This window comes from Pseudomonas sp. KH_027, from assembly GCF_057838565.1.
In genome coordinates, this window is record NZ_CM174470.1 from 360,253 (window position 1) to 382,106 (window position 21,854).

24 protein-coding genes are annotated in these 21,854 nt (G+C 62.5%); 11 read left to right on the plus strand and 13 right to left on the minus strand.

What is annotated here, in order from left to right:
• Positions 1–11: 11 nt before the first annotated feature.
• The 4 genes from AC3IYG_RS01750 to AC3IYG_RS01765 form a co-directional block, all read right to left on the minus strand.
• Positions 12–299 carry an oxidative damage protection protein gene (locus tag AC3IYG_RS01750; protein WP_489312001.1) on the minus strand — a complete coding sequence of 96 codons (288 nt, stop codon included), beginning with the start codon at positions 297–299 and terminating at the stop codon, positions 12–14.
• On the minus strand, positions 296–1,363 hold the full coding sequence (mutY, locus tag AC3IYG_RS01755; protein ID WP_489312002.1) for an A/G-specific adenine glycosylase: 1,068 nt from the start codon (positions 1,361–1,363) through the stop codon (positions 296–298). The genes AC3IYG_RS01750 and mutY overlap by 4 nt, the downstream gene beginning before the upstream one ends.
• Positions 1,360–3,582, minus strand: a complete 2,223-nt coding sequence (locus tag AC3IYG_RS01760; RefSeq protein ID WP_489312003.1) for an AsmA family protein — start codon at positions 3,580–3,582, stop codon at positions 1,360–1,362. Before AC3IYG_RS01760 ends, mutY begins: the two co-directional genes overlap by 4 nt.
• 179 nt (positions 3,583–3,761) lie before the next feature.
• Positions 3,762–4,160, minus strand: coding sequence for an acetyl-CoA sensor PanZ family protein (locus AC3IYG_RS01765; RefSeq protein ID WP_489312004.1), 399 nt, complete (start codon positions 4,158–4,160; stop codon positions 3,762–3,764).
• A 131-nt stretch (positions 4,161–4,291) separates the two neighbouring features.
• Between AC3IYG_RS01765 and hisB the strand changes: the two genes are divergently transcribed.
• From hisB to AC3IYG_RS01800, 7 genes are all read left to right on the plus strand, one after another.
• Complete coding sequence (hisB, locus tag AC3IYG_RS01770; protein WP_489312005.1) at positions 4,292–4,885, plus strand: imidazoleglycerol-phosphate dehydratase HisB; 594 nt, start codon at positions 4,292–4,294, stop codon at positions 4,883–4,885.
• Positions 4,885–5,523: an imidazole glycerol phosphate synthase subunit HisH gene (hisH, locus tag AC3IYG_RS01775; protein ID WP_489312006.1), complete on the plus strand. Its 639-nt coding sequence runs from the start codon at positions 4,885–4,887 to the stop codon at positions 5,521–5,523. The genes hisB and hisH overlap by 1 nt, the downstream gene beginning before the upstream one ends.
• The gene (locus AC3IYG_RS01780; protein ID WP_489312007.1) at positions 5,523–5,783 is read left to right on the plus strand and encodes a DUF2164 domain-containing protein; all 261 of its coding nucleotides are present in this window, start codon (positions 5,523–5,525) and stop codon (positions 5,781–5,783) included. The genes hisH and AC3IYG_RS01780 overlap by 1 nt, the downstream gene beginning before the upstream one ends.
• 51 nt (positions 5,784–5,834) lie before the next feature.
• A complete protein-coding gene (hisA, locus tag AC3IYG_RS01785) occupies positions 5,835–6,569 on the plus strand; it encodes a 1-(5-phosphoribosyl)-5-[(5-phosphoribosylamino)methylideneamino]imidazole-4-carboxamide isomerase (RefSeq protein ID WP_489312008.1) in 735 nt (244 codons plus the stop codon).
• Between the two features lie 140 nt (positions 6,570–6,709).
• Positions 6,710–7,483, plus strand: a complete 774-nt coding sequence (hisF, locus tag AC3IYG_RS01790; RefSeq protein ID WP_489312009.1) for an imidazole glycerol phosphate synthase subunit HisF — start codon at positions 6,710–6,712, stop codon at positions 7,481–7,483.
• A 145-nt stretch (positions 7,484–7,628) separates the two neighbouring features.
• On the plus strand, positions 7,629–8,384 hold the full coding sequence (locus AC3IYG_RS01795; RefSeq protein ID WP_489312010.1) for a substrate-binding periplasmic protein: 756 nt from the start codon (positions 7,629–7,631) through the stop codon (positions 8,382–8,384).
• A 128-nt stretch (positions 8,385–8,512) separates the two neighbouring features.
• Positions 8,513–9,268, plus strand: coding sequence for a substrate-binding periplasmic protein (locus tag AC3IYG_RS01800; protein WP_489312011.1), 756 nt, complete (start codon positions 8,513–8,515; stop codon positions 9,266–9,268).
• A gap of 94 nt (positions 9,269–9,362) precedes the next feature.
• Here AC3IYG_RS01800 and AC3IYG_RS01805 read toward each other — a convergent pair whose 3' ends face one another.
• The 3 genes from AC3IYG_RS01805 to gpmI all read right to left on the minus strand — a co-directional run bounded on the left by AC3IYG_RS01805 (position 9,363) and on the right by gpmI (position 13,832).
• Positions 9,363–10,688, minus strand: a complete 1,326-nt coding sequence (locus AC3IYG_RS01805; protein WP_489312012.1) for a S41 family peptidase — start codon at positions 10,686–10,688, stop codon at positions 9,363–9,365.
• A gap of 34 nt (positions 10,689–10,722) precedes the next feature.
• Positions 10,723–11,985, minus strand: coding sequence for a murein hydrolase activator EnvC family protein (locus AC3IYG_RS01810; protein ID WP_489312013.1), 1,263 nt, complete (start codon positions 11,983–11,985; stop codon positions 10,723–10,725).
• A gap of 311 nt (positions 11,986–12,296) precedes the next feature.
• Entirely contained in the window at positions 12,297–13,832 is a 1,536-nt protein-coding gene (gene gpmI / locus AC3IYG_RS01815; RefSeq protein WP_489312014.1) for a 2,3-bisphosphoglycerate-independent phosphoglycerate mutase, read from the minus strand.
• Positions 13,833–13,973: 141 nt separating this feature from the next.
• Here gpmI and AC3IYG_RS01820 point away from each other — a divergent pair, with 141 nt between their 5' ends.
• Genes AC3IYG_RS01820 through secB form a run of 3 tightly spaced genes read left to right on the plus strand, consistent with a single transcriptional unit; the run spans position 13,974 to position 15,171 of the window.
• Complete coding sequence (locus AC3IYG_RS01820; RefSeq protein WP_489312015.1) at positions 13,974–14,387, plus strand: rhodanese-like domain-containing protein; 414 nt, start codon at positions 13,974–13,976, stop codon at positions 14,385–14,387.
• A gap of 1 nt (position 14,388) precedes the next feature.
• The gene (grxC, locus tag AC3IYG_RS01825) at positions 14,389–14,643 is read left to right on the plus strand and encodes a glutaredoxin 3 (RefSeq protein ID WP_489312016.1); all 255 of its coding nucleotides are present in this window, start codon (positions 14,389–14,391) and stop codon (positions 14,641–14,643) included.
• A gap of 36 nt (positions 14,644–14,679) precedes the next feature.
• On the plus strand, positions 14,680–15,171 hold the full coding sequence (secB, locus tag AC3IYG_RS01830) for a protein-export chaperone SecB (RefSeq protein WP_489312017.1): 492 nt from the start codon (positions 14,680–14,682) through the stop codon (positions 15,169–15,171).
• An 80-nt stretch (positions 15,172–15,251) separates the two neighbouring features.
• Here the strand turns inward: secB and AC3IYG_RS01835 are convergent, their stop codons facing one another.
• A complete protein-coding gene (locus AC3IYG_RS01835; protein ID WP_489312018.1) occupies positions 15,252–15,713 on the minus strand; it encodes a tRNA (cytidine(34)-2'-O)-methyltransferase in 462 nt (153 codons plus the stop codon).
• Here AC3IYG_RS01835 and AC3IYG_RS01840 point away from each other — a divergent pair.
• A complete protein-coding gene (locus AC3IYG_RS01840) occupies positions 15,712–16,152 on the plus strand; it encodes a hypothetical protein (protein WP_489312019.1) in 441 nt (146 codons plus the stop codon). The two genes, AC3IYG_RS01835 and AC3IYG_RS01840, sit on opposite strands and share 2 nt — an antisense overlap.
• Positions 16,153–16,290: 138 nt before the next feature.
• Here AC3IYG_RS01840 and ntrC read toward each other — a convergent pair whose 3' ends face one another.
• The 5 genes from ntrC to glnA all read right to left on the minus strand — a co-directional run bounded on the left by ntrC (position 16,291) and on the right by glnA (position 21,853).
• Complete coding sequence (gene ntrC / locus AC3IYG_RS01845) at positions 16,291–17,724, minus strand: nitrogen regulation protein NR(I) (protein ID WP_489312020.1); 1,434 nt, start codon at positions 17,722–17,724, stop codon at positions 16,291–16,293.
• Complete coding sequence (glnL, locus tag AC3IYG_RS01850) at positions 17,721–18,806, minus strand: nitrogen regulation protein NR(II) (RefSeq protein WP_489312021.1); 1,086 nt, start codon at positions 18,804–18,806, stop codon at positions 17,721–17,723. Before glnL ends, ntrC begins: the two co-directional genes overlap by 4 nt.
• 191 nt (positions 18,807–18,997) lie before the next feature.
• Positions 18,998–19,618, minus strand: coding sequence for a DUF4124 domain-containing protein (locus tag AC3IYG_RS01855; protein ID WP_489312022.1), 621 nt, complete (start codon positions 19,616–19,618; stop codon positions 18,998–19,000).
• A 3-nt stretch (positions 19,619–19,621) separates the two neighbouring features.
• Positions 19,622–20,179 carry a DUF4124 domain-containing protein gene (locus AC3IYG_RS01860; protein ID WP_489312023.1) on the minus strand — a complete coding sequence of 186 codons (558 nt, stop codon included), beginning with the start codon at positions 20,177–20,179 and terminating at the stop codon, positions 19,622–19,624.
• A 270-nt stretch (positions 20,180–20,449) separates the two neighbouring features.
• Positions 20,450–21,853: a glutamate--ammonia ligase gene (glnA, locus tag AC3IYG_RS01865; RefSeq protein WP_489312024.1), complete on the minus strand. Its 1,404-nt coding sequence runs from the start codon at positions 21,851–21,853 to the stop codon at positions 20,450–20,452.
• Between the last annotated feature and the right edge of the window lies 1 nt (position 21,854).

Below are 21,854 nucleotides of genomic sequence, written 5' to 3' on the forward strand. Positions count from 1 at the left end.
ATAACGGGCGCTTACGAATTTTTGTCGGAATCGCTGGGAGGGACGTAGCCTTCCGCCTGGGCGTATTCCTCGCCGGAGAGGAACTTGTCCATCTCGCCTTGGAGGAACTTGCGGTCCTCGGCGTTCATCATGTTCAGGCGCCGTTCGTTGATCAGCAGGGTCTGGTGTTTTTGCCAGTCGCCCCAGGCTTTCTGCGAAACGTGGTTGAAGATGTCTTCGCCTTTGGCGCCCGGGTAAGGGGGGCGTTCCAGGGCGGGCAGTTGTTCTTTGTACTTGCGGCACATTACGGTGCGGGTCATGACGACTCTCCTGCATTCAATACGTCGGCCGCGCGTTTGAGCAGTTTTTTGACCGGGGCGGCGAGGCCCAGGCGCGGCGGGGTGGCGAGGTTATACCAGAGCCAGTCGGCCTCGGCCACGCTACTGGTGGCGGCCTCGACCTGGATCAGCCAGGGTTCGATGGCCAATTGGAAGTGGCTGAAGGTGTGGGTCAGTCCGGGCAGTTCACGGCGCTCGCCCAGTTCGAGCGCATGGCGGCTGGCGAGCGGAGCCAGGCCTTGCAGGTCATCCAGCTCCGGCAGGCTCCATAGGCCGCCCCACAAACCGCTGGAGGGGCGGCGGTAGAGCAGGATCTCGCCGGCGTGGTTGGCCAGCAATGGCATCAGCGCCCGTTTTTGTGGCAGTGCTTTGCGTGGCTTGGGGATCGGGTAGCGGATTTCCAAACCCAGCATGTGTGCCTGGCAGCCGCTGCGCAGCGGGCAGAGCAGGCAGCTCGGCTTGCTGCGGGTGCAGAGCGTGGCGCCGAGATCCATCATCGCCTGGGTGTAGTGGTTGACCCGCTGATGCGGGGTAAAGCGCTCCGCCACATCCCAGAGTTGCCTGGCCACTTTCGGCTCGCCGGGATAGCCCTCTTGCGCCACGTAGCGGGCCAGTACGCGTTTGACGTTGCCATCCAGAATCGGCGCGCGCAGTCCCATGGACAGGCTGGCAATGGCGCCGGCGGTGGAGCGGCCAATGCCCGGTAGTTCGGTGAGCTGCTCGACATCGCGGGGGAACTCGCCGGCATGTTCGGCCATCACCGTTTTCGCGGTCTTCTGCAGGTTGCGCGCGCGGGTGTAGTAGCCAAGACCGGTCCACAGGTGCAGCACTTCGTCTTCCGGCGCCTCGGCCAGCGCCTGGACGCTGGGCAGGGCCTCCATGAAACGGTCGAAATAGCCGAGCACGGTGCTGACTTGCGTCTGCTGCAGCATGATTTCGGAGACCCATACGCGATACGGGCTGATGTTCTGTTGCCAGGGCAGGTCCTTGCGCCCGTGGTCGTCGTACCAGTCCAGCACCGCGCGGCTGAATTGTTCGGGGTTCATCGTTTGAACAGGCCCTTGAGTGCGTCTTTCAGTTCCGGGCTGACTTTGTCGCCGAGTTTCTCTTCAATTTTTTCGCTGAGTTTGTCGCCAGCCAGTTTGCCGGCGACTTTGCCCATGCCGTCCTTGTCCAGGCGGCAGGCCTTGGCGCCCAACTCCAGCGGGCCGCGGCAGCGCAGCGGCCACTCGATGCCGACGTAGCGCGGGTTGACCTGGCAGGCGGGGTCGGGCATTTCGCCCTTGTCGCCTTCGATGACGATGCCCACGCGGTAGTCCAGGCCGAGCACGCGCAGGTCGACGTCGCCCTTGCCATTGACCGTGAGGCCGGGAATGCGGGCTTTCAGGTCGGGGTTGCTGGCGACGCCATTGTGGAAGCTCAGGTTGCCCTTGAGCTCTTCGAATGGCGTGTCTTTGCCGCGTACAGCGCCGCTGAGGGGCTTGCGGTTGAGCGTGGCGATGCCTTGGCACAGCTGCTGTTCGAGGTTGGCGTCGAGCAGTGCGCCGTCGCTCAAGGCAAAGTTGGCGCTGCCGTTGAGGCCTTCGATCCAGGCTTTCTGGCTGTTGCCGCTGGTGCTGATGTCGGCGTTCAGGTCGAGCAGGCCCTTGAGTGGCGGTTTCTGCCCTTGGCTCTTGAGCAGGTGCTCGACCGGTACGCGGCTGATGTGTTTCTGCGCGCGCAGGAGTGGGATGGTGGCGCGCACGTCGAGCGTGGCGGTGGCGCTGAAATTGCCGTCGTAGAGATCGCCGCGCAGCTCTTCCAGGGTCAGCAGGCCGTCTTTGCCATGGGCTTTGAGGCCGGCGTTTTCGATTGGCAGTTTGTCGAGCGTCAGTTGGCCGAGGCTGAGGGCGAGCGTCAGATCAAGCTTGCGCAGCTGGTCGATCGGCAATACCGGGGTTTCGCTCCAGGCCTGCTGGGTCGGTGCGTTGGGCAGTTCGCCGTTGCCATTCTGGTCGGCGCTGGCAACGGTGCTTTTCACTTCCGCCTGGCGGCTGGTGGCGGCGTCCTTGGCTTTCGGCGCCAGGTAGCGATCAAGATCCAGGCGGTCCCCCTTGAGCTGGGCGCTGAGCGACTGTTTGGCAAAGTCGTTGATGGCGAGGGTGCCGGTGAAGCTGCTGTCGTCGAGCCTCAGGTTCAGCTCGTCCAGGGTCAGGCTGGTCGGGCTGCCTTTGAGGCGGGTGACCAGTTCGAACTTGCCGAGGGCACTGGTATCGGCGCTGGCGGGCACTTGCTGGCCCAGGCCGTCGAGGAATTCGCGCAGGTTGAACTGGGCGATGGACAGGCCGCCAGTCAGTTTCGGTTCCTTGTCCAGGTCGCGCACCTTCAGTTCGCCGAGGGCGCGCAGTTGGTTCGCGGATAGCTTAAGTCCGTTCCATTCGGCGACTTGGGCGGCCTGGTCAAGCAGCAGTTGGCCCTGGGCGGCGAAGGTCAGGGTCTTGCCCTTGAAGGGTTCGCCGGAGGCTTCGCCCGACAGTTTCAGGTCTTCGAACTGATAGCGCTTGAGCGCCCGGTCGAAGCGCAACTGGCCTTGCAACTCGGTCTTGGCCCGCAGTAGTGGCTGGTTGGTGCCGAAGAAGGCGCTCAGTTTCAGCGGGATGTTGGCGCCTTCGCGGATCGCGCCGGTGCTCAGTTCAATGCCTTCGGCGCTGAACTGCTGGCCGCTCTTGGCGTCCCGATAGTCGATGCGGGCGTTGTTCAGCGTCAGGCTGTCGATATCCAGTTTGAGCGGCTGGGCCGGCGAGCTTTCGGCGGGTTCGGCGCTGGCCGGCGCTTCGCTTGAGGTGGGTTGGTCGGCGGTCGCGCTGGGTGTCGCCGGTTTGGCCGGGTGGCCGATATCCTGCCAGTTGCCGCGACCTTGCTCGTCGCGGCTGAGGGTCAGGTTCAGGCCGTCGACCTTGATGTCGCTCATCTGCACTTCACGACGCAGCAGCGGCAGCACCCGCACTGACAGGCCGAGCAAACGCAGGTCGGCAAAGGGTTTGTCCGGGGTGGCGGCGCTGGCCAGGGTGGCCTCGTGCAACTCCAGGCCCAGCCAGGGGAACAGGCTCCAGCCGATATCGCCGTTCAGTGTCAGCTCCAGATTGGCCTTGTCGCGGGCGAGCTGGCGAATTTCGTCTTTGTAGTCGTTGGGATCGAACAGGTGGGTCAGGGCAAAGCCCAGCGCCACGAGGATCAGCAACAGCCCGAGGAAAAAAAGACCCAGGATTTTGCCGAGCGATTTCATTGACGAGTCCTTGTAGTGAGTTCGATGCGGGTATGGGTAGCGAGTATACAGAGTGGTCGAAAATTACTGCGTTTGTTGCGCGGTTGAGGTGCCGCAGGCGCGGCGGATGGGCGCACAGAGGTTTGGACGGGCAAGCCGGCGTGCGGTTCCCCTGCTGCGGACAGAAGTGTCGGCTGCGGTTACAGCGCTTCCAGCGGCAGGTGGCTGCGTGCCGCCAGGGCTTGGCACTCCAGGTGGTCTTTGGGTGCCGCCAGGTGCAGCGGCTTGCCGGCTTCGCGGGCCAGGCGCCGGGCCTCGTCGAGCAGGCGCCGGCCAACCCCGCGCTGGCGGGTGACGGTGCGCACGCAGAGGTGCGACAGGCGCCAGCAATCGTCGCGTTTTTCCAGCAGGGCGGCGCCGAGCAGGCGGTCGTTGAAGCGCCCGGCGATCAGCGTGCCCTGTTCGATAGCGCGATCGAGCAGGGTTTCGGCGTCGCGGTGAGGCGCCAATAGCCAGGCCGGCGCGTCGGCATAGATCTTCGCCAGGTCGCTTTTGTCCTGCGTCGACGGTGCGCTGACGGCTTCGACGAATACGGGCATGGCGCGGCTCCGGGTGGCGGTTGAGGTGGCTGGATGCGAGTTTAATCCGCAGCGACCGCCGCCGGTAGCCGCGTTGAGCCTCGTCGCCCTATAATGGCCGCCTTTTCCGTGAGCATTTTGTGGAGCTGGTGATGGCCGAACGTACGGCGTCCGTCGAGCGCAACACCTTGGAAACCCAGATCAAGGCCTCGATCAATCTGGATGGCACTGGCAAAGCGCGCTTTGCGATTGGTGTGCCATTCCTTGAGCACATGCTCGACCAGATCGCCCGGCATGGGTTGATCGACCTGGATATCGAAGCCGAAGGCGACCTGCATATCGATGACCATCACATGGTGGAGGACGTCGGTATCACCCTCGGCCAGGCCTTCGCCAAGGCCATCGGCGACAAGAAAGGCATCGTCCGCTACGGCCACTCCTATGTGCCGCTGGACGAAGCGTTGTCGCGCGTGGTGATCGACTTCTCCGGGCGTCCGGGGCTGCAGATGCACGTGCCGTTCACCCGTGCCACGGTCGGCGGCTTCGATGTCGATCTGTTCCAGGAGTTCTTCCAGGGCTTCGTCAATCACGCCCTGGTCAGCCTGCACATCGACAACCTGCGTGGGCACAACACCCACCACCAGATCGAAACCGTGTTCAAGGCGTTCGGTCGCGCGCTGCGCATGGCGGTGACGCTGGATGAGCGCATGGCCGGGCAGATGCCGTCGACCAAGGGTTGCCTGTAATGCAGACGGTGGCGGTTATCGACTACGGCATGGGCAACCTGCACTCGGTGGCCAAGGCCCTCGAGCATGTCGGCGCCGGGCGCGTGCAGATCACCAGCGACGCCAGCGTGATTCGCGAAGCCGATCGCGTGGTGTTCCCCGGTGTCGGCGCGATTCGCGACTGCATGGCGGAAATCCGGCGGCTCGGTTTCGATGAGCTGGTGCGCGAGGTCAGCCAGGACCGGCCGTTCCTTGGCATCTGCGTCGGCATGCAGGCTTTGCTCGAGCGCAGTGAAGAGAATGGCGGGGTCGACTGCATCGGCCAGTTTCCCGGTCAGGTGCGTTTCTTCGGCAAGGACATGGTCGAGGACGGCGAGCCACTGAAAGTGCCGCACATGGGCTGGAACCAGGTCGCGCAGGCGCTGGATCACCCGCTCTGGCACAACATTCCGGATCTGGCGCGCTTCTACTTCGTGCACAGCTACTACATCCAGGCCGGCAACCCGCGGCAAGTCGCCGGTCGTGGGCACTATGGCGTCGATTTCGCCGCGGCCCTGGCCGACGGCCCGCGCTTCGCCGTGCAGTTCCACCCGGAGAAGAGTCACACCCACGGCCTGCAGTTGCTGCAGAACTTCGCCGCCTGGGATGGGCGCTGGTAATGAGCCGAGCCAAGCACAAGGCGCCGGAGCTGAGCCTCGAGGCCGCGCAGGAAACTGCGGCGGTGGCGGCGATCAAGGCTTTTCTGGAGGAGCGCTTCGAGTTGCAACTGGGCTCCTTCGAAGCGCAGGAAGTGCTTGAACTGTTCACTCGCGAAGTGGCGCCACTGTTCTACAACAAGGCGATTGCCGATGTGCAGGCGCACCTGGCTGACAGGTTCATGAGCATCGAAAGCGACTTGTGGGCGCTCGAAAAGAGCTGACCCTTCACCGATTCCAAGAACTGAATTCCAAGACTTGAGCAGGTTCGACTGATGCTGATTATTCCCGCTATCGATCTCAAAGACGGCGCCTGCGTGCGCCTGCGCCAGGGCCGCATGGACGACTCCACGGTGTTCTCCGATGACCCGGTGAGCATGGCTGCCAAGTGGGTTGACGCGGGTTGCCGGCGCTTGCACCTGGTCGACCTGAACGGCGCCTTCGAAGGCCAGCCGGTCAACGGTGAGGTGGTCAACGCCATCGCCAAGCGCTACCCGCAGCTGCCGATCCAGATCGGCGGCGGCATCCGTTCGCTGGAAACCATCGAAGCTTACGTCAAGGCCGGTGTCAGCTACGTGATCATCGGCACCAAGGCGGTCAAGCAGCCGGAGTTCGTCGCCGAAGCCTGCCGCGCGTTCCCGGGCAAGGTCATCGTGGGTCTGGATGCCAAGGATGGTTTCGTTGCCACCGACGGCTGGGCCGAGGTCAGCTCGGTGCAGGTCATCGACCTGGCCAAGCGCTTCGAGGCCGACGGCGTATCCGCCATCGTTTACACCGACATCGCCAAAGACGGCATGATGCAGGGCTGCAATGTGCCCTTCACCGCCGCCCTGGCCGCGGCGACCAGGATTCCGGTGATCGCTTCCGGTGGCATCCATAACCTCGGCGATATCCGCGCGCTGCTGGAGGCCAAGGCGCCCGGCATCATCGGCGCCATCACCGGGCGAGCCATCTACGAAGGCACGCTGGATGTGGCCGAAGCGCAAGCTTTCTGCGACAACTACGCCTGATCAGCAGGTAGATGTAGGCTGGGTAGAACCATAGGGCGGGTTGGTCGCGCTGCGACGTAACCCGCCGACTGGCGTTGAACCCAAACCCGCGATGGTGGGTTACGGCCTGCGGCCTAACCCGCCCTACGAGAGTACTTACTATGGCATTGGCCAAGAGAATCATCCCCTGCCTCGACGTCGACAACGGTCGGGTGGTCAAGGGCGTGAAGTTCGAGAACATCCGCGACGCCGGCGACCCGGTCGAGATCGCCCGCCGTTACGACGAGCAGGGTGCCGACGAGATTACCTTTCTCGACATCACCGCCAGCGTCGATGGCCGCGACACCACCTTGCATACCGTCGAGCGCATGGCCAGCCAGGTGTTCATTCCGCTGACCGTGGGCGGTGGCGTGCGTACCGTGCAGGATATTCGTAATTTGCTGAATGCCGGTGCGGACAAGGTCTCGATCAATACTGCGGCGGTATTCAATCCGGAGTTCGTCGGCGAGGCCGCGCAGCGTTTCGGCTCGCAATGCATCGTCGTCGCCATCGATGCGAAGAAGGTGTCGCTGCCCGGCGAAACCCCGCGTTGGGAAATCTTCACCCACGGCGGGCGCAAGCCCACCGGGCTGGATGCCGTGCTCTGGGCGAAAAAGATGGAAGAGCTCGGCGCCGGGGAAATCCTCCTGACCAGCATGGACCAGGACGGCATGAAAAACGGTTTCGATCTGGGCGTCACCCGCGCCATCAGCGAGAGCCTGGGTATTCCGGTCATCGCCTCCGGTGGCGTCGGCAACCTGGAGCACCTGGCGGCCGGCATCATCGAGGGCAAGGCCTCGGCTGTGCTGGCAGCGAGCATCTTCCACTTCGGCGAATACACGGTGCCGGAAGCCAAGGCTTATCTGGCCAGCCGTGGCATTGTGGTACGCCAGTAGCACCGGTTCGCACTCGAGCTTCAATCTGCGGCCAAGCCTGGATCTGGCTGCTAAGTTGCATATTGCTCAGTCGCGCCGAGCACTGCAGGCGCTGCTGGCATGCTGAACCGCTCCGCCCACTCAACGAATACAGAAGGGAGTCGTTATGTTTAAACGTCTGTTGCTTGCGCTGACCGGCACCTTATTGGTGCTGGCAGGTGGTGCCCATGCCGAGGTGGACGAGCATTACAGTGTCGTCCTGCTGACCGAGAATTTCCCGCCGTACAACATGGCGATCAACGGCAAGAACTTCGCCCAGGAAGACAATATCGACGGCATCGCCGTGGATATCGTGCGGGAGATGTTCAAGCGTGCCGGGGTCAAGTACAGCCTGACGCTGCGCTTCCCTTGGGATCGCATCTACAAGCTGGCGTTGGAAAAGCCGGGTTACGGCGTATTCGTCACCGCACGCCTGCCGGAGCGGGAGCAGTCGTTCAAGTGGGTTGGTCCGATCGGCCCGGACGACTGGATCATGCTTGCCAAGGCTGACAGCAAGATTGCCCTCGGCAGCCTGGAAGCCGCGAAGAAATACAAGGTGGGTGCCTACAAGGGCGATGCCATTGCCGAATACCTGGTGCAGCAGAAGCTCGAGCCGCTGACTGCGCTGCGCGACCAGGAGAATGCCAAGAAGCTGGAGGGCGGCCAGATCGATCTGTGGGCTACCGGTGATCCGGCCGGGCGTTACCTGGCCAAGCAGGAAGGGGTCAATGGGTTACAGACCGTGCTGCGTTTCAACAAGGCCGAACTCTACCTGGCCTTGAATAAAGAGACCCCGGATGACGTGGTACAGAAGCTGCAGGGTGCGTTGGACAAGATGCGTAGCGAGGGTTTCGTCGACGAGATTCTCAACAGCTATCTCTAACACCAGTTAGTTGCTCCAGTGGGCCGGTTAAGTCCGGCCATGGCCAAGGATGGCAGTGAGACGAGCATTCCGCGTCCTTGCAGGAATGCAGCTAGCCACACCGACAAACCATGCGGGCGATCCCAACCATGCTGAAACTATTCAAGTGCACCCTGTTGCTCGGCCTGATCCTGGCGGCGACCACGGCGCGAGCCGAGCTGCCGGACGGCTACAAGGTCGTGCTGCTGACCGAAAATTTCCCGCCGTTCAATATGGCCATCGATGACAAGAACTTCGCCCGCGACGATGGCATCGATGGCATCAGTGCCGAGATCGTGCGCGAAATGTTCAAGCGTGCGGGTATCGGTTACACCCTGAGCCTGCGTTTCCCCTGGGATCGCCTGTATCGCTTGACGCTGGACAAGGCCAGCTACGGCCTGTTCTCCACCACCCTCACCGAAGAGCGCAAGCCGCTGTTCAAGTGGGTCGGGCCGCTGGCCAAGACCGGTTGGGTGCTGCTGGCCAAGCCCGGTAGCACGCTCAAGGTCGCGAACCTGAAAGATGCCGGGCAATACAGCATCGGTGCCTACAAGAACGATGCGGTCAGCCAGCACCTGGAAAGCCAGGGCATGACACCGCTCAACGCCTTGCGTGACCAGGAAAACGTGAAGAAGTTGACGGGCGACAAGATCGACCTGTGGGCCACCACCGATCCGGTGGGTCGCTACCTGGCCAAGCAGGAAGGTGTCAGCGGCCTGACCACGGTGCTGCGTTTCAACGATGCCGAGTTGTACCTGGCGATGAACAAGGACACCCCGGACGAAGTGATCGAGCGCCTGCAAAAGGCTCTGGATGAGTTGCGTGCCGAGGGCTTTATCGAAGACGTGACCAGCAACTACCTGTAAACGTTATTTGTCACAAAGTGGCAATAAATCCAGGCTTCGGCTGAAGCCTGGGTGTTCGGCGTTGACGCCAGATGGCGGGTAGCGGGCTCAGGCTTCAGTCGCCGCGGGTCACGCTCAGCCCTTTCAACAGGTTGAGCGCCTGACCGAGCTGGAAGTCATCGTCCTGCGGGCGTGGCTGCTTGCTCTGGGCTTTTTCCTTGCTGCTCGGTTTGTCCGCGCCACCATTGCCGTTGCCCAGATGCCCGGCGAGATCGGCTTCCTTGAAGCTTTCGCCATCCTGCTCGCGGGTGATCTTGGCGCGCGTCACTTCGATGTCCGGCACTATGCCCTGGGCCTGGATCGAGCGGCCGTTCGGGGTGAAGTACAGCGCAGTGGTGATCTTCAGGGCGCGATCATTGCTCAGTGGCAGCACGGTTTGCACCGAGCCCTTGCCGAAGCTATCGGTGCCCATGAGGATGCCGCGTTTGTGATCCTGCAGGGCGCCGGCAACGATTTCCGAGGCCGAAGCGCTGCCGCCGTTGATCAGCACCACCAGTGGCACGCCTTCGCTGGCGTCGGCCGGGTCGGCGGAGAAGCGCAGTTCGGAGTTGGCGATGCGACCCTTGGTGTAGACGATCAGGCCTTTTTTGAGGAAGTGGTCGGTGACTTCCACCGCCGCTTGCAGCACCCCGCCCGGGTTGTTGCGCAGGTCGAGCACCAGGCCGCGGAGTTTCTTGCCGGCGTTGTCTTTCTTCAGCTTGGCCAGGGCCCTGCCCACTTCATCGCCGCTGTTGACCTGGAACTGGGTGATGCGCAGGTAGCCGTAGCCCGGTTCGAGCGTCAGGCTTTTCACGCTCTTGACCTTGATCACCGCACGGGTCAGCTCGACGTCGAACGGTTGGCCGCCTTCGCGCACCAGCGTCAGCTGGATCTTCTCGCCGGCCTTGCCGCGCATCTTGTCCACGGCTTCCATCATCGACAGGCCCTTGGTCGGCTCGCCGTCGATTTTCACGATCAGGTCGCCGGGCTGGATGCCGGCCTTGGAGGCGGGGGTGTCATCGATCGGCGACACCACCTTGACGAAGCCATCTTCCAGGCCGACTTCGATGCCCAGGCCGCCGAACTCGCCGCTGGTGCTTTCCTGCAGTTCGGCGAAGTCTTCCGGGCCGAGGTAGGCCGAGTGCGGGTCGAGGTTGCTGAGCATGCCCTTGATGGCGTTTTCCAGCAGGGTCTTGTCGTCCACGGGCTCGACATAGGCCGCCTTGATCCGGTCCAAGACCTCGGCGAAGGTGCGCAGCTCATCGAGCGGCAGCGGCGCTTTGCCGTTCGTCGCGGCGGCTGGCGCGGCAACCTCTGCAGCTGGAGCGGCTTGCAGCGCGGGGGCGCCGATCACCAGCGCGATAGCCAGGGCCAGAGAGGTAAGGCGGGACAAATGCGGCATATCGAACGGACTCCAATGATAAAAGGTGTTGCGCTTATCCTTGCGCGCGACACCATTGTGCCGGGTCGCTGGGGCGGCCCTGCTGACGAATCGCAAAGTACAGGGCCGGCGTATCTTGGCCGCCACTGGTGCCGACGGTCGCGATCGGCTCGCCCGCTTTGACAATGTCGCCGGCGTCTTTCAGCAAACTCTGGTTGTGGCCATAGAGGCTCAGGTAACCGTTGCCATGGTCGAGAATGACCAGAAGTCCGGAGCCGCGCAACCAATCGGCAAATACTACGCGGCCACCGTGTACGGCGCGTACCTGGCTGCCGGCGGAGGCGCCGATCAATACACCGTCCCAGGTCGTACGAGCGTCGCCGCCGCGCGGGGTTCCGTAGCGGGCGACCAAGCGACCATCCACCGGCCACGGCAACTTGCCGCGGCTTTTGGCGAACGGGCCGCCGTAGGTCGCGCCGGTGCTGGAAACCAATGGGCCGCTGACGGACTTGCTCGGCGTCGGCCGCGCTGATTTTTCCTCCAGCTGTTGCTGCGCCAGGGCCTGTTTGCGCGCTTCTTCGGCGGCCTTGGCTTCGCGGGCCTGGCGGGCGAGGGTCTCTTCGATGGTCTTCAGCACGCGGCCGAGTTCGGCTTGCTCCTGCTGGCGGGCCTTGAGCTTCTGGCCGCGGGCGCTGGACTCCTTGTTCAGCTTGGCCAACGCCAGCTGGCGCTCCTTACGGGCTTGTGCCAACAGCTCGCGACGCTCGTCCAGCGCGCTTTTCTGTTCGGCCAGCTGCGCTTGCTGGGCGGCGCTTTCACGCTCGATGTTGGCCAGTTGCCGCAGGGTTTCGTTAAAGGCGTTGAGCTGTTCCAGGCGCGCCTGGCTGACGTAATCGTAATAGGTCAGGGTGCGGGCGAATTTTTCCGGGTTCTGCTGGTTCAGCAGCAGCTTGAGGTATTCCTGGCGGCCGCTCTGGTAGGCGGCCCGTGCCTGAATGCCAATCAGGCGTTGCTGTTCAAGGCGTGCGCCTTCGAGTTTTTTTTTCTCGCTATCCAGGCGCTGGATCTCGGCTTCACTTTTTTTTAGCTCTTCCTGCAGGGCTTTGACCTGCTTTTCCAGCTGGCCCATCTCGGTTTCGGTACCGCGCAGGTCTTTCTGTACTCCGGACTTTTCCTGTTCCAGCTGTTTGAGCAGCTTTTTCAGCTCGCCGATATCCTGCTGGGCAGCATCCAGCTGCTTCTGGGTTTCGGCGCGTTGATCGGCCATTACCGGGCTGAGCAGGCAAGCAAGCAAGACGGCAATCAAAGTGCGCAGCATGGGGCGGGCGATACCGGGGGGAGGGAGACGCCCTAGTATGCCCGTGGGCGGCGGCAAAAAAAACGTCTCAGACCACTGGTGATGAGGCGTTGTGCCGATTCAGCCGATGTCGTGGGTCGTAAATGGCTTTTGCGCGAGGATCAACAGTGAAGGCCGCCCGCGATGAGGTGCCGGCCTTCGCCTGCAGGCGCGCAGGGCGTGTTGCGCGGGCGGTTGAGCGGGGGGCGAACAGCCCTCCGTTCGGTCTCTGCGGATTATTGGGCTTCGCTTAACTCAGCCCAACCTGTTCGGCCCGCCATCGCGCGTAACCCTTATTCCAGCGTCAGGATGCTGCTGCCGGTCATCTCCGCCGGTTGCGGCAGGCCCATCAGGGCCAGCATGGTCGGCGCCACGTCGGCCAGAACGCCGCCTTCGCGCAGGCTGACCTGGCGCTTGCCGACATAGATGAATGGCACCGGCTCACAGGTGTGCGCGGTGTGTGCCTGACCGGTGCATTCGTCTTCCATCTGCTCGACGTTGCCGTGGTCGGCGGTGATCAGTGCTTCGCCGCCGACTTTGTTCAGCGCGGCGACGATACGGCCGACGCAGGTGTCCAGGCATTCCACGGCCTTGACCGCGGCTTCGAATACACCGGTATGGCCGACCATGTCGCCGTTGGCGTAGTTGACGACGATCACGTCATAACGCTGCTGCTCGATGGCTTCGACGATGCGGTCGGTGACGATTGGCGCGTTCATCTCCGGCTGCAGGTCGTAGGTGGCGACTTTCGGCGAGGGAATGAGGATGCGTTCTTCGCCTTCGAACGGCTCTTCGCGGCCACCGGAGAAGAAGAAGGTGACGTGGGCGTATTTCTCGGTTTCGGCGATGCGCAGTTGGGTCTTGCCGTGTTTGGCCAGGTATTCGCCGAGCACATTGTCCAGGCTGGTCGCGGCAAAGGCGCTGGGTGCCTGGATGCTGGCGGCGTACTGGGTGAGCATGACGAAGCCGGCCAGATGGGGCTGGCGCGTGCGGGCAAAGTCGGCGAAGTCCGGTTCGACGAAGGCGCGGGTCAGCTCGCGGGCGCGGTCGGCACGGAAGTTCATGAACACCACGGCGTCGCCGTCTTCGACCTGCACGGGCGTACCGATGCGGGTGGCTTTGACGAATTCGTCGCTCTCGCCACGGGCGTAAGCGGCTTCCAGGGCGGCACCGGCGCTCTCGGCCTGGAACTCGGCCTGGCCGTCGACGATCAGGTTGTAGGCGGCTTCGACGCGATCCCAGCGATTGTCGCGGTCCATGGCGAAGTAGCGACCGATGATGCTCGCGGTGCGGCCTTTGCCGAGGCGGGCGAAGGTGTCGTCGAGCAGCTTGAGCGAGGGTTCTGCGCTTTTCGGCGGTGTGTCGCGGCCGTCGAGGAAGGCGTGCAGGTAAATCTTCTCGGCGCCGCGCTGGGCCGCCAGTTCGGCCATGGCCGCCAGGTGGTCCTGATGGCTGTGCACGCCGCCATCGGACAGCAGGCCGAGGATGTGTACGGCCTTGCCGGCGCCGACGGCCTGGTCTACCGCCTGAACAATGCTCGGATTACTGAAGAACTCGCCGTCGCGGATCGCTTTGGTCACGCGAGTGAAGTCTTGGTACACCACGCGGCCGGCGCCGAGGTTCATGTGACCGACTTCGGAGTTGCCCATCTGTCCGTCCGGCAGGCCGACGTCCATGCCGCTGCCGGAGATCAGGCCATTGGGCTGGGTGGCGCGCAGGTGATCGTAGACCGGTGTGTTGGCGGCGAAGATGGCATTGTATTCGGGGCTGTCACTGTGACCGAAGCCGTCCAGGATGATCAGAACCAGGGGTTTGGGCGTGGCAGTCATAGATCCGGCTCGCTTGGCATAGTGGTCAAAAAGGCTGGGCATTTTAAAGCCAAGTCTCGGCTACGTCACCGCCGGACGGGGTTTGGCCGACCTTTGGGGCTGTGTATACTGGCCGACATTTTGCCGTTCTGGAACCTATTGATGCTCGCTCATCTGATTGAATTTGCCACTACCCACTATGTGCTCAGCGGTGTCTTCGCGGTGCTGCTGGCCTTGCTGATCTTCACCGAGCTGCAAAAGGGCGGTCAAAGCCTGAGCACGCGCGAGCTGACGGCGCTGGTCAATAGTGAACAGGGTCTGGTGCTCGATGTACGCTCGAACAAGGATTACGCCAGCGGCCATATTGTCGGCGCGCTGAATATTCCTTACGAGAAAGTCATCGGCCGGATCGCCGAGCTGGAGAAGCACAAGGCCAAGACCTTGATCGTGGTCGATGCCCTGGGCCAGCATGCCGGTAGCGTCAGCCGCGACCTGAAGAAAGCCGGCTTCAACGCCGCCAAACTGTCTGGCGGGATTTCCAGCTGGCGTGGCGACAACCTGCCCCTGGTGAAGTGAGATGTCCTTCGTCGTCGTCTATTCCAGCAGTTGGTGCCCTTACTGCACCCGTGCCAAGCAGTTGCTGGCGAATAAGGGCGTGGCCTTCGAGGAAATCAGCGTCGACGGCAAGCCCGAGGTGCGCGCTGAAATGACCCGCAAGGCGCGCGCCACCTCGGTGCCGCAAATCTGGATCGGCAGTACCCATGTGGGCGGCTGCGATGACCTCTATGCCTTGGAGCGCGCCGGCAAGCTGGATGCGCTGCTCAAGGCCTGAATTTTTGTAGAAACCTAACGATAAGAAGGCTCTGCTATGACTGACCAAGCGACCAACGGCGCCGCCCAAGGCGACCAGAACCCACAGTTTTCCCTGCAACGCATCTATGTGCGCGACCTGTCCTTCGAAGCGCCGAAGAGCCCGGAAATCTTCCGTCAGGAGTGGAGTCCGAGCGTGGCCCTGGATCTGAACACGCGGCAGAAGCCCCTGGAAGGCGACTTCTACGAAGTGGTGCTGACCCTCTCCGTGACCGTTAAAACTGGCGAAGAGATCGCCTTCATCGCCGAAGTGCAGCAGGCCGGGATTTTCCTGATCCAGGGGTTGGACGCCGCATCGATGAGCCACACCCTCGGGGCGTTCTGCCCGAACATCCTGTTCCCGTACGCGCGTGAGACCCTCGACAGCCTGGTCGTGCGGGGCTCGTTCCCGGCGCTGATGCTGGCGCCGGTGAATTTCGACGCGCTTTACGCTCAGGAGCTGAACCGCATGCAAGCGGCTGGCGAGGCCCCCGCTGCGGCTCAACACTGAGTTGTCGCTGTATTGGAAAAGCGCCCTGCGGGGCGCTTTTTTATGTCTGTGCTTTTTACGAGAGCGTAGGAGCGGGCGCTTCAGTCGAGACTGAAACCGAGCTGGCGCCAGCCTTCGTAGACGGCCACTGCGACGGTATTGGAGAGGTTCAGGCTGCGACAACCTGGGCGCATCGGCAGGCGCAGGCGCTGTTCGGTCGGCAGGCTGTCCAGCACTTCGGCCGGCAGTCCGCGACTTTCCGGGCCGAACAGCAGGGCGTCGCCTTGCGCAAAGCGCGCTTCGTGGTAGGGCTGCGAGGCTTTGGTGGTAAAGGCAAACAGGCGCGGCTGGCCGAGGCTGGCCAGGCAACTGGCGAGGTCGCTGTGGCGGCTCAGGCTGGCGTACTCGTGGTAATCCAGCCCGGCGCGGCGCAGGCGCTTGTCGTCCAGTTCAAAGCCGATTGGCTCGATCAGATGCAGGCTGCAACCGCTGTTGGCGCAGAGCCTGATAATGTTGCCCGTATTGGGTGGAATTTCCGGTTGAAAGAGGATCACGTGAAACATGCACGGCTCCGAGCGTAAGGACGGGCAGGATTCTACTCCTGAAGAGGACCCGCGGCCGAAGTTATGGCGGCGCTTTCTCGCGGCGTTGGCGCTGCTTGGCTTCCTGGTCGGGTTGATGATCGGTCGCTTGATGGTGCCCGAGCCGACGACCCTGGAGCAGGTCGAGGTATTGCCCGATGGCCTGCAGTTTTGGTTCAACACTGAACCAAAAGTGTCCGGTGAGCACTTGCATGGTGCATTGGCGTTGGTGTTTGAGGCGGCCGGTGGCGCCCAGCAGGGGCAACTGCAGTTGGTTGGAAAGGGTGTGAATTGGCGTTTGATGCGTACGGAGAGGGGGTTGCTGTTGAATCTGGTGGCCGCCCGCCCGCTGCGGGGCGAGTGGCACGGCGCAGCGGTGCAAGGGCGGTGGCGGCTGAGGCTCAGCCTACGCGCGGAATAAAAAAGGGAATCCCCGGCCTGCCTGTACCAAGGTCCCCGAAACTGGGTGTACTTAATACTATGCAGCAGGTATGCCAGTTTTATTACGGGGATAAAAAAAGCGGGCCGAGGCCCGCTTTTCGTTAGCGGCGCATGGGGTTCAGGCTTCGTCCTCATCGTCATCGGCGCCATCGACCTTCATGCCGAGTTCCTTGATCTTGCGCGTCAGGGTGTTGCGTCCCCAGCCCAGTAGCACGGCGGCGTCGCGGCGACGCCCGGCGGTGTGCTTGAGCGCCGTCTCGATCATGATGCGTTCGAAGGTCGGCACGGCGCTGTCGAGCAGGTTCGATTGGCCGCGGGCCAGAGCCTGGTCGGCCCATTGGCGCAGCGCCTGCTCCCAGTTGGTCGCTGGTGCGCTGTCTTGCGGCTGGGTCAGCAGCTCCGGCGGCAGGTCGTCGATATGCACTTCACGGCCGGAAGCCATCACCGTGATCCAGCGGCAGGTGTTCTCCAGCTGGCGCACGTTGCCCGGCCACGGCAGGTTCTTCAGGTAGTCTTCGGTCTCGCTTTTCAGCAGCTTCGGCTCGACCGACAGCTCCTGGGCGGCGCGGCTGAGGAAGTGGCGAGCCAGGGTCGGAATGTCTTCGCGGCGATCGGACATTCGCGGGATGTGAATGCGGATGACGTTGAGGCGGTGGAACAGGTCTTCGCGGAACTTGCCGGCCTGCACCAGGGTTTCCAGGTTCTGGTGGGTGGCGGCAATGATGCGCACGTCGACCTTGACCGGGGTGTGGCCACCGACCCGGTAAAACTCGCCATCGGCCAGTACCCGCAACAGGCGGGTCTGGGTGTCGGCCGGCATATCGCCGATTTCATCGAGGAACAGCGTGCCGCCGTCGGCTTGTTCAAAGCGCCCGCGCCGCTGGTTGGCGGCGCCGGTAAAGGCGCCTTTCTCATGACCGAACAGCTCGGACTCCATCAGGTCCTTCGGAATCGCGGCCATGTTCAGCGCGATGAAGGGTGACGCCGCGCGCGGGCTGTGCCGATGCAGGGCGTGGGCGACCAGCTCCTTGCCGGTGCCGGACTCGCCATTGATCAGTACGGTGATGTTCGAGTGGCTGAGGCGGCCGATGGCGCGGAAAACCTCTTGCATCGCCGGCGCTTCGCCGATGATCTCCGGGGTGCGCGCCTGTACCACCGGCACGTGCAAGCCTTGCTGCTCCTGGGCGTGCTGGAAGGCGCGCTTGACCAGGGATACCGCTTCATCGACATCGAAGGGCTTGGGCAGGTATTCGAAGGCGCCGCCCTGGTAGGAGGCCACCGCGCTTTCCAGGTCGGAATGGGCGGTCATGATGATCACTGGCAGGCGTGGGTGCAGCTCACGAATCCGTGCCAGCAGGTCCAGGCCACTGGCGCCGGGCATGCGGATGTCGGAAATGATCACGTCCGGCTGCTGGCGGCTGAGGCGGTTGAGTACGCCGTCGGCACTGTCGAAGCTGGTGGTGGTCATGCCTTCCTGTTGCAGGGCTTTTTCCAGGACCCAGCGAATGGAGCGGTCGTCGTCGACAATCCAGACGGTTTCACTGCGGCTCATGACGGAGTAACTCCTTGTTCCAACGGCAGGAAGATCGAGAATACGGTGTGGCCGGGATGGCTCTCGCACTCGATCAGACCCTGGTGCTGACTAATGATGTTCTGGGTGATGGCCAGGCCCAGTCCGGTACCGTCCGGGCGGCCGCTGACCATGGGGTAGAAGATGGTTTCCTGCAGCTCTGCCGGGATGCCGGGGCCGTTATCGATGATTTCCACCTTGGTCACCAGGCGGTGGCGGGTGTGGGCAATGGTGAATTGCCGCAGGGTGCGGGTGCGCAGGGTGATACGGCCCAGGCGCAGTTCGTTCTGCGTGCCGATGGCCTGCATGGCGTTGCGCACGATATTGAGCACCGCCTGGATCATCTGTTCGCGGTCGATCAGTACATCGGGGATGCTCGGGTCGTAATCGCGCACCAGGGTGATGCTGCCCTGGCTTTCCGCTTCGATCAGGCTGCCAACGCGCTCCAGTACCTCGTGCACGTTGGTCATGGCCAGCGACGGCAGCTTGTTCGAGCCGAGCATGCGGTCGACCAGGTTCCGCAGGCGGTCGGCTTCTTCAATGATGACGTTGGTGTAGTCCTTGAGGTTTTCGTCCGGCAGTTCGCGGGCCAGCAGTTGGGCGGCGCCACGGATGCCGCCGAGCGGGTTTTTGATTTCATGGGCCAGGCCGCGCACCAGCATCTTGGTGGTTTCCTGCTTGGACAGTTGCGCCTCCTCCTTGGTGATCCGCAGCAGCCGGTCGCGCGGGTGGACTTCCAGCAGCAGCAGGGTCTCGCCACGATTGAGGATCGGCGTCACCGCATAGTCGACGGTCAGGGTCTGGCCGGTCAGCGCGGTGACCACGGCTTCGCGCTTGTTGAACGGGTGCGCCTGTTCCACGGCTTGGCGCAGCGAGGCCAGGGCTTCCGGCGACTCGGTGAAGAGTTCGCTGATGAACTGGCCATGGCTGCGTTGGCCGCTGACGGCCAGGAGCATTTCGGCCGCCGGATTCATGTACTCAAGGCACAGTTCGGCGTTGAGCAGCAGGGTCGCGGTGGTCAGGTTATCCAGCAGCAATCGGTGCAGGGCGTCGTTGATGGTCATCTTTGGGATCCCGAGAATGGGTCTGAAAATGCAAAAAGCAAACCAAAGCCCCGAAAAGACGCGCTAATAGTACGGGATGGGGGCTTTTGGCTACTTTTCGGCGCTAAACAGATCAGCCGACGAGCCAAAATGGGGAGTGTATAGAAAGTGGTGCGCATGAATGCACCGAATGGGTGCATAAGTCGGTGGTGTCAGATGAAGGGGACGAGCGGGATGTCCTTCTTCACGGGTGGTTTGTCTTCCAGGGGGCACTCGGGACGTACGCCGTAATCCTTCAGTTTGCAGGGATTGGTCGTGCGCTTTTGTTCCAGGGAGATGCGCAGGATGTGCACCGGTTGGCTTGGCGTGCGTTCCAGGGTGCGGCCCTGGTTGTCGACGATTTCTGCGGCCAATTGGTGGGTGCCGCGATCCAGATTGCTGAGCGCGAAGACGGGGCTGCGGTTGGGCTCACCCACCGCCTGGCCATCGAGTAGCAGGCGGTAGTTGTGGCCGGCCAGCAGGTTTGGTTCGCTGGTGACGGTGACGATCAGGTCGCCGGAAGAACCTTCGCGGATTGTCGCATCCGGCTCGGGGATCAGGATGCGTAGCAGTTGGTAGGCCGGTGGTGTGGTCGGGGCTGTCTGTGCGGGAGCGGGTGGGGGCGGCAGGTCATTGGTCGACATGCCGTTGGATGGCGCCAGTTGAATCCGTTCGGCATTGTCCGACTTGGGGCGGTCGGTGAAGACCCGATTCCCTTCGCTGTCGATATAGGTGTAGACCTCGGCTGCAACCGGCAGGCCGATCAGCAGTAGGCAGAGCAGAATAAATCGCATGTTTTAGGTGGCTGGCCTGGGTGTGGGTGTGGGTTTGGGTGGTCGCAGCGCCGGGCTGCTGGTGTTGACGCGTTGCACGGTAAAGGCTTCGGTGGCGCTTTGCTGGATCGGCTGCTCGCCGCTAAGAACTTCCACCGCCAGGCTGTGTTCGCCACGCGGGATATTGCTCAGTGGCAGGCGCAGTGCTGTGCTCGCTTGGCCATAGGGTTGGCCGTCGAGGAGCAGGCGCAGCCGATGGCCGGAGCGCAGTTGCGGTTGCAGCTTGATGCCGACGCTGAAGGTGCCGTTATTGGCCCGCAGGGCTTCCTCGGACGGAATGTCGCTCAGTTGCAGCACGCTGTATGCGGCCTGGGGAGCCTGGCTATTGGTGTCGGCTGCGGGGTTGGTCGGTGCCTGCATGCCCACGCTGTTGGTGGGTGGCAGTGTGACGGCTTCGGTCGGGGCGCCATCGGGCGGCTGGTTGGTGTACACCGTGTTGCCGTTGGCGTCGGTGTATTTGTAGATTTGTGCGGCGGCTGGCAGGGCCAGGGCGAGCAGCAAACAGGTAAGCGTGAGGCGCATGGCTGGTTTCCCGTGCAAGGGTTGTTGCTTAGCCTTGCATTGGCAGGCGGCGCTGGCAAGTTCGTACATTTATAGCTGTGCGCGCAAGCAAATAAAAAATGCCAAATAAAAAGGTTATATGGCCTGCAGGAGCGGGCTATGCCCGTGAGAGCGCCTCAAGCATTGTGGTATGGCCCGTTCCGGCGAGAGCTGCAATTCGGCTCAATAAAAAGGCCTCCCCGGTTTTCGCCGGGGAGGCCTTTGGGTCACGCTAAAGCTAGCGTGGCTGGTTTAGACGCTGTAGTACAGGTCGTATTCCAGTGGGTGCACAAAGGTGCGCACTTTGATTTCTTCTTCGTTCTTGAGCTCGATGTAGGCATCGATGAAGTCGTCGCTGAACACGCCGCCTTTGGTCAGGAACGCACGGCCCTTGTCCAGCTCCTCCAGGGCTTCTTTCAGGCTGCCGCACACTTGCGGGATCAGCTTGCTTTCTTCCGGTGGCAGGTCGTAGAGGTTCTTGTCGGCAGCATCGCCGGGGTGGATCTTGTTCTGGATACCGTCCAGGCCAGCCATCAGCAGTGCAGCGAAGCACAGGTAGGGGTTGGCAGCCGGATCCGGGAAGCGCGCTTCGATGCGGCGGGCTTTCGGGCTGGAAACGTACGGGATGCGGATCGAGGCGGAACGGTTACGTGCCGAGTAAGCCAGCATTACCGGGGCTTCGAAGCCTGGAACCAGACGCTTGTAGGAGTTGGTGGCCGGGTTGGTGAAGCCGTTCAGGGCCTTGCCGTGCTTGATGATGCCGCCGATGAAGTACAGGGCGGTGTCGGACAGGCCGGCATAGCCTTCGCCAGCGAAGGTGTTCTTGCCATCTTTGGCGATGGACAGGTGCACGTGCATGCCCGAACCGTTGTCACCGTAGAGCGGCTTCGGCATGAAGGTAGCGGTCTTGCCATAGGCGTCCGCGACGTTGTGCACGCAGTATTTCAGGGTCTGAACTTCGTCAGCCTTGGCTACCAGGGTGTTGAACTTCACGCCGATTTCGTTCTGGCCGGCAGTCGCCACTTCGTGGTGGTGAACTTCGATGACCAGACCCATTTCTTCCATGGCGTTGCACATGGCAGTACGGATTTCGTGGTCGTGGTCGAACGGCGGAACCGGGAAGTAGCCGCCTTTGACGCCTGGGCGGTGGCCTTTGTTGCCGGTTTCGATGTCGGCATCGGACATCCAGGAGCCTTGTTCGGAGTAGATCTTGAACATGGAGCCGGAGATGTCGGATTTGAATTTCACTTCGTCGAAGATGAAGAATTCTGGTTCCGGGCCAACGAATACGGTGTCACCGATACCGGTGGACTTCAGGTATTCCTCGGCGCGGTGGGCAATGGCGCGCGGGTCGCGGTCATAGCCTTGCATGGTCGACGGTTCGATGATGTCGCAAACCAGGATGATGGTCGGCTCTTCGGTGAACGGGTCGAGCACGGCGGTGCTGTCATCCGGCAGCAGGATCATGTCGGAGGCTTCGATGCCTTTCCAGCCGGCGATGGAGGAGCCGTCGAACATCTTGCCGATTTCGAAGAAATCGTCGTCTGCATCACGGGCCGGCATGGTCACGTGGTGCTGCTTGCCTTTGGTATCGGTGAAGCGCAGATCAATCCACTTCACGTCGTGTTCTTTGATGAGTTGAAGCGACTTCGACATG

Coding starts and splice junctions, on each gene's coding strand:
- hisA (WP_489312008.1), top strand. CDS start 5,835: ATGCTGATTATTCCCGCTATCGATCTCAAAGACGGCGCCTGCGTGCGC.
- AC3IYG_RS01795 (WP_489312010.1), top strand. CDS start 7,629: ATGTTTAAACGTCTGTTGCTTGCGCTGACCGGCACCTTATTGGTGCTG.
- AC3IYG_RS01805 (WP_489312012.1), bottom strand. CDS start 10,688: ATGCCGCATTTGTCCCGCCTTACCTCTCTGGCCCTGGCTATCGCGCTG.
- ntrC (WP_489312020.1), bottom strand. CDS start 17,724: ATGAGCCGCAGTGAAACCGTCTGGATTGTCGACGACGACCGCTCCATT.
- gpmI (WP_489312014.1), bottom strand. CDS start 13,832: ATGACTGCCACGCCCAAACCCCTGGTTCTGATCATCCTGGACGGCTTC.
- hisF (WP_489312009.1), top strand. CDS start 6,710: ATGGCATTGGCCAAGAGAATCATCCCCTGCCTCGACGTCGACAACGGT.
- AC3IYG_RS01810 (WP_489312013.1), bottom strand. CDS start 11,985: ATGCTGCGCACTTTGATTGCCGTCTTGCTTGCTTGCCTGCTCAGCCCG.
- AC3IYG_RS01765 (WP_489312004.1), bottom strand. CDS start 4,160: ATGCCCGTATTCGTCGAAGCCGTCAGCGCACCGTCGACGCAGGACAAA.
- AC3IYG_RS01860 (WP_489312023.1), bottom strand. CDS start 20,179: ATGCGCCTCACGCTTACCTGTTTGCTGCTCGCCCTGGCCCTGCCAGCC.
- AC3IYG_RS01840 (WP_489312019.1), top strand. CDS start 15,712: ATGCACGGCTCCGAGCGTAAGGACGGGCAGGATTCTACTCCTGAAGAG.
- glnA (WP_489312024.1), bottom strand. CDS start 21,853: ATGTCGAAGTCGCTTCAACTCATCAAAGAACACGACGTGAAGTGGATT.
- secB (WP_489312017.1), top strand. CDS start 14,680: ATGACTGACCAAGCGACCAACGGCGCCGCCCAAGGCGACCAGAACCCA.
- mutY (WP_489312002.1), bottom strand. CDS start 1,363: ATGAACCCCGAACAATTCAGCCGCGCGGTGCTGGACTGGTACGACGAC.
- glnL (WP_489312021.1), bottom strand. CDS start 18,806: ATGACCATCAACGACGCCCTGCACCGATTGCTGCTGGATAACCTGACC.
- AC3IYG_RS01835 (WP_489312018.1), bottom strand. CDS start 15,713: ATGTTTCACGTGATCCTCTTTCAACCGGAAATTCCACCCAATACGGGC.
- AC3IYG_RS01820 (WP_489312015.1), top strand. CDS start 13,974: ATGCTCGCTCATCTGATTGAATTTGCCACTACCCACTATGTGCTCAGC.
- AC3IYG_RS01750 (WP_489312001.1), bottom strand. CDS start 299: ATGACCCGCACCGTAATGTGCCGCAAGTACAAAGAACAACTGCCCGCC.
- hisH (WP_489312006.1), top strand. CDS start 4,885: ATGCAGACGGTGGCGGTTATCGACTACGGCATGGGCAACCTGCACTCG.
- grxC (WP_489312016.1), top strand. CDS start 14,389: ATGTCCTTCGTCGTCGTCTATTCCAGCAGTTGGTGCCCTTACTGCACC.
- AC3IYG_RS01800 (WP_489312011.1), top strand. CDS start 8,513: ATGCTGAAACTATTCAAGTGCACCCTGTTGCTCGGCCTGATCCTGGCG.
- AC3IYG_RS01760 (WP_489312003.1), bottom strand. CDS start 3,582: ATGAAATCGCTCGGCAAAATCCTGGGTCTTTTTTTCCTCGGGCTGTTG.
- hisB (WP_489312005.1), top strand. CDS start 4,292: ATGGCCGAACGTACGGCGTCCGTCGAGCGCAACACCTTGGAAACCCAG.
- AC3IYG_RS01780 (WP_489312007.1), top strand. CDS start 5,523: ATGAGCCGAGCCAAGCACAAGGCGCCGGAGCTGAGCCTCGAGGCCGCG.
- AC3IYG_RS01855 (WP_489312022.1), bottom strand. CDS start 19,618: ATGCGATTTATTCTGCTCTGCCTACTGCTGATCGGCCTGCCGGTTGCA.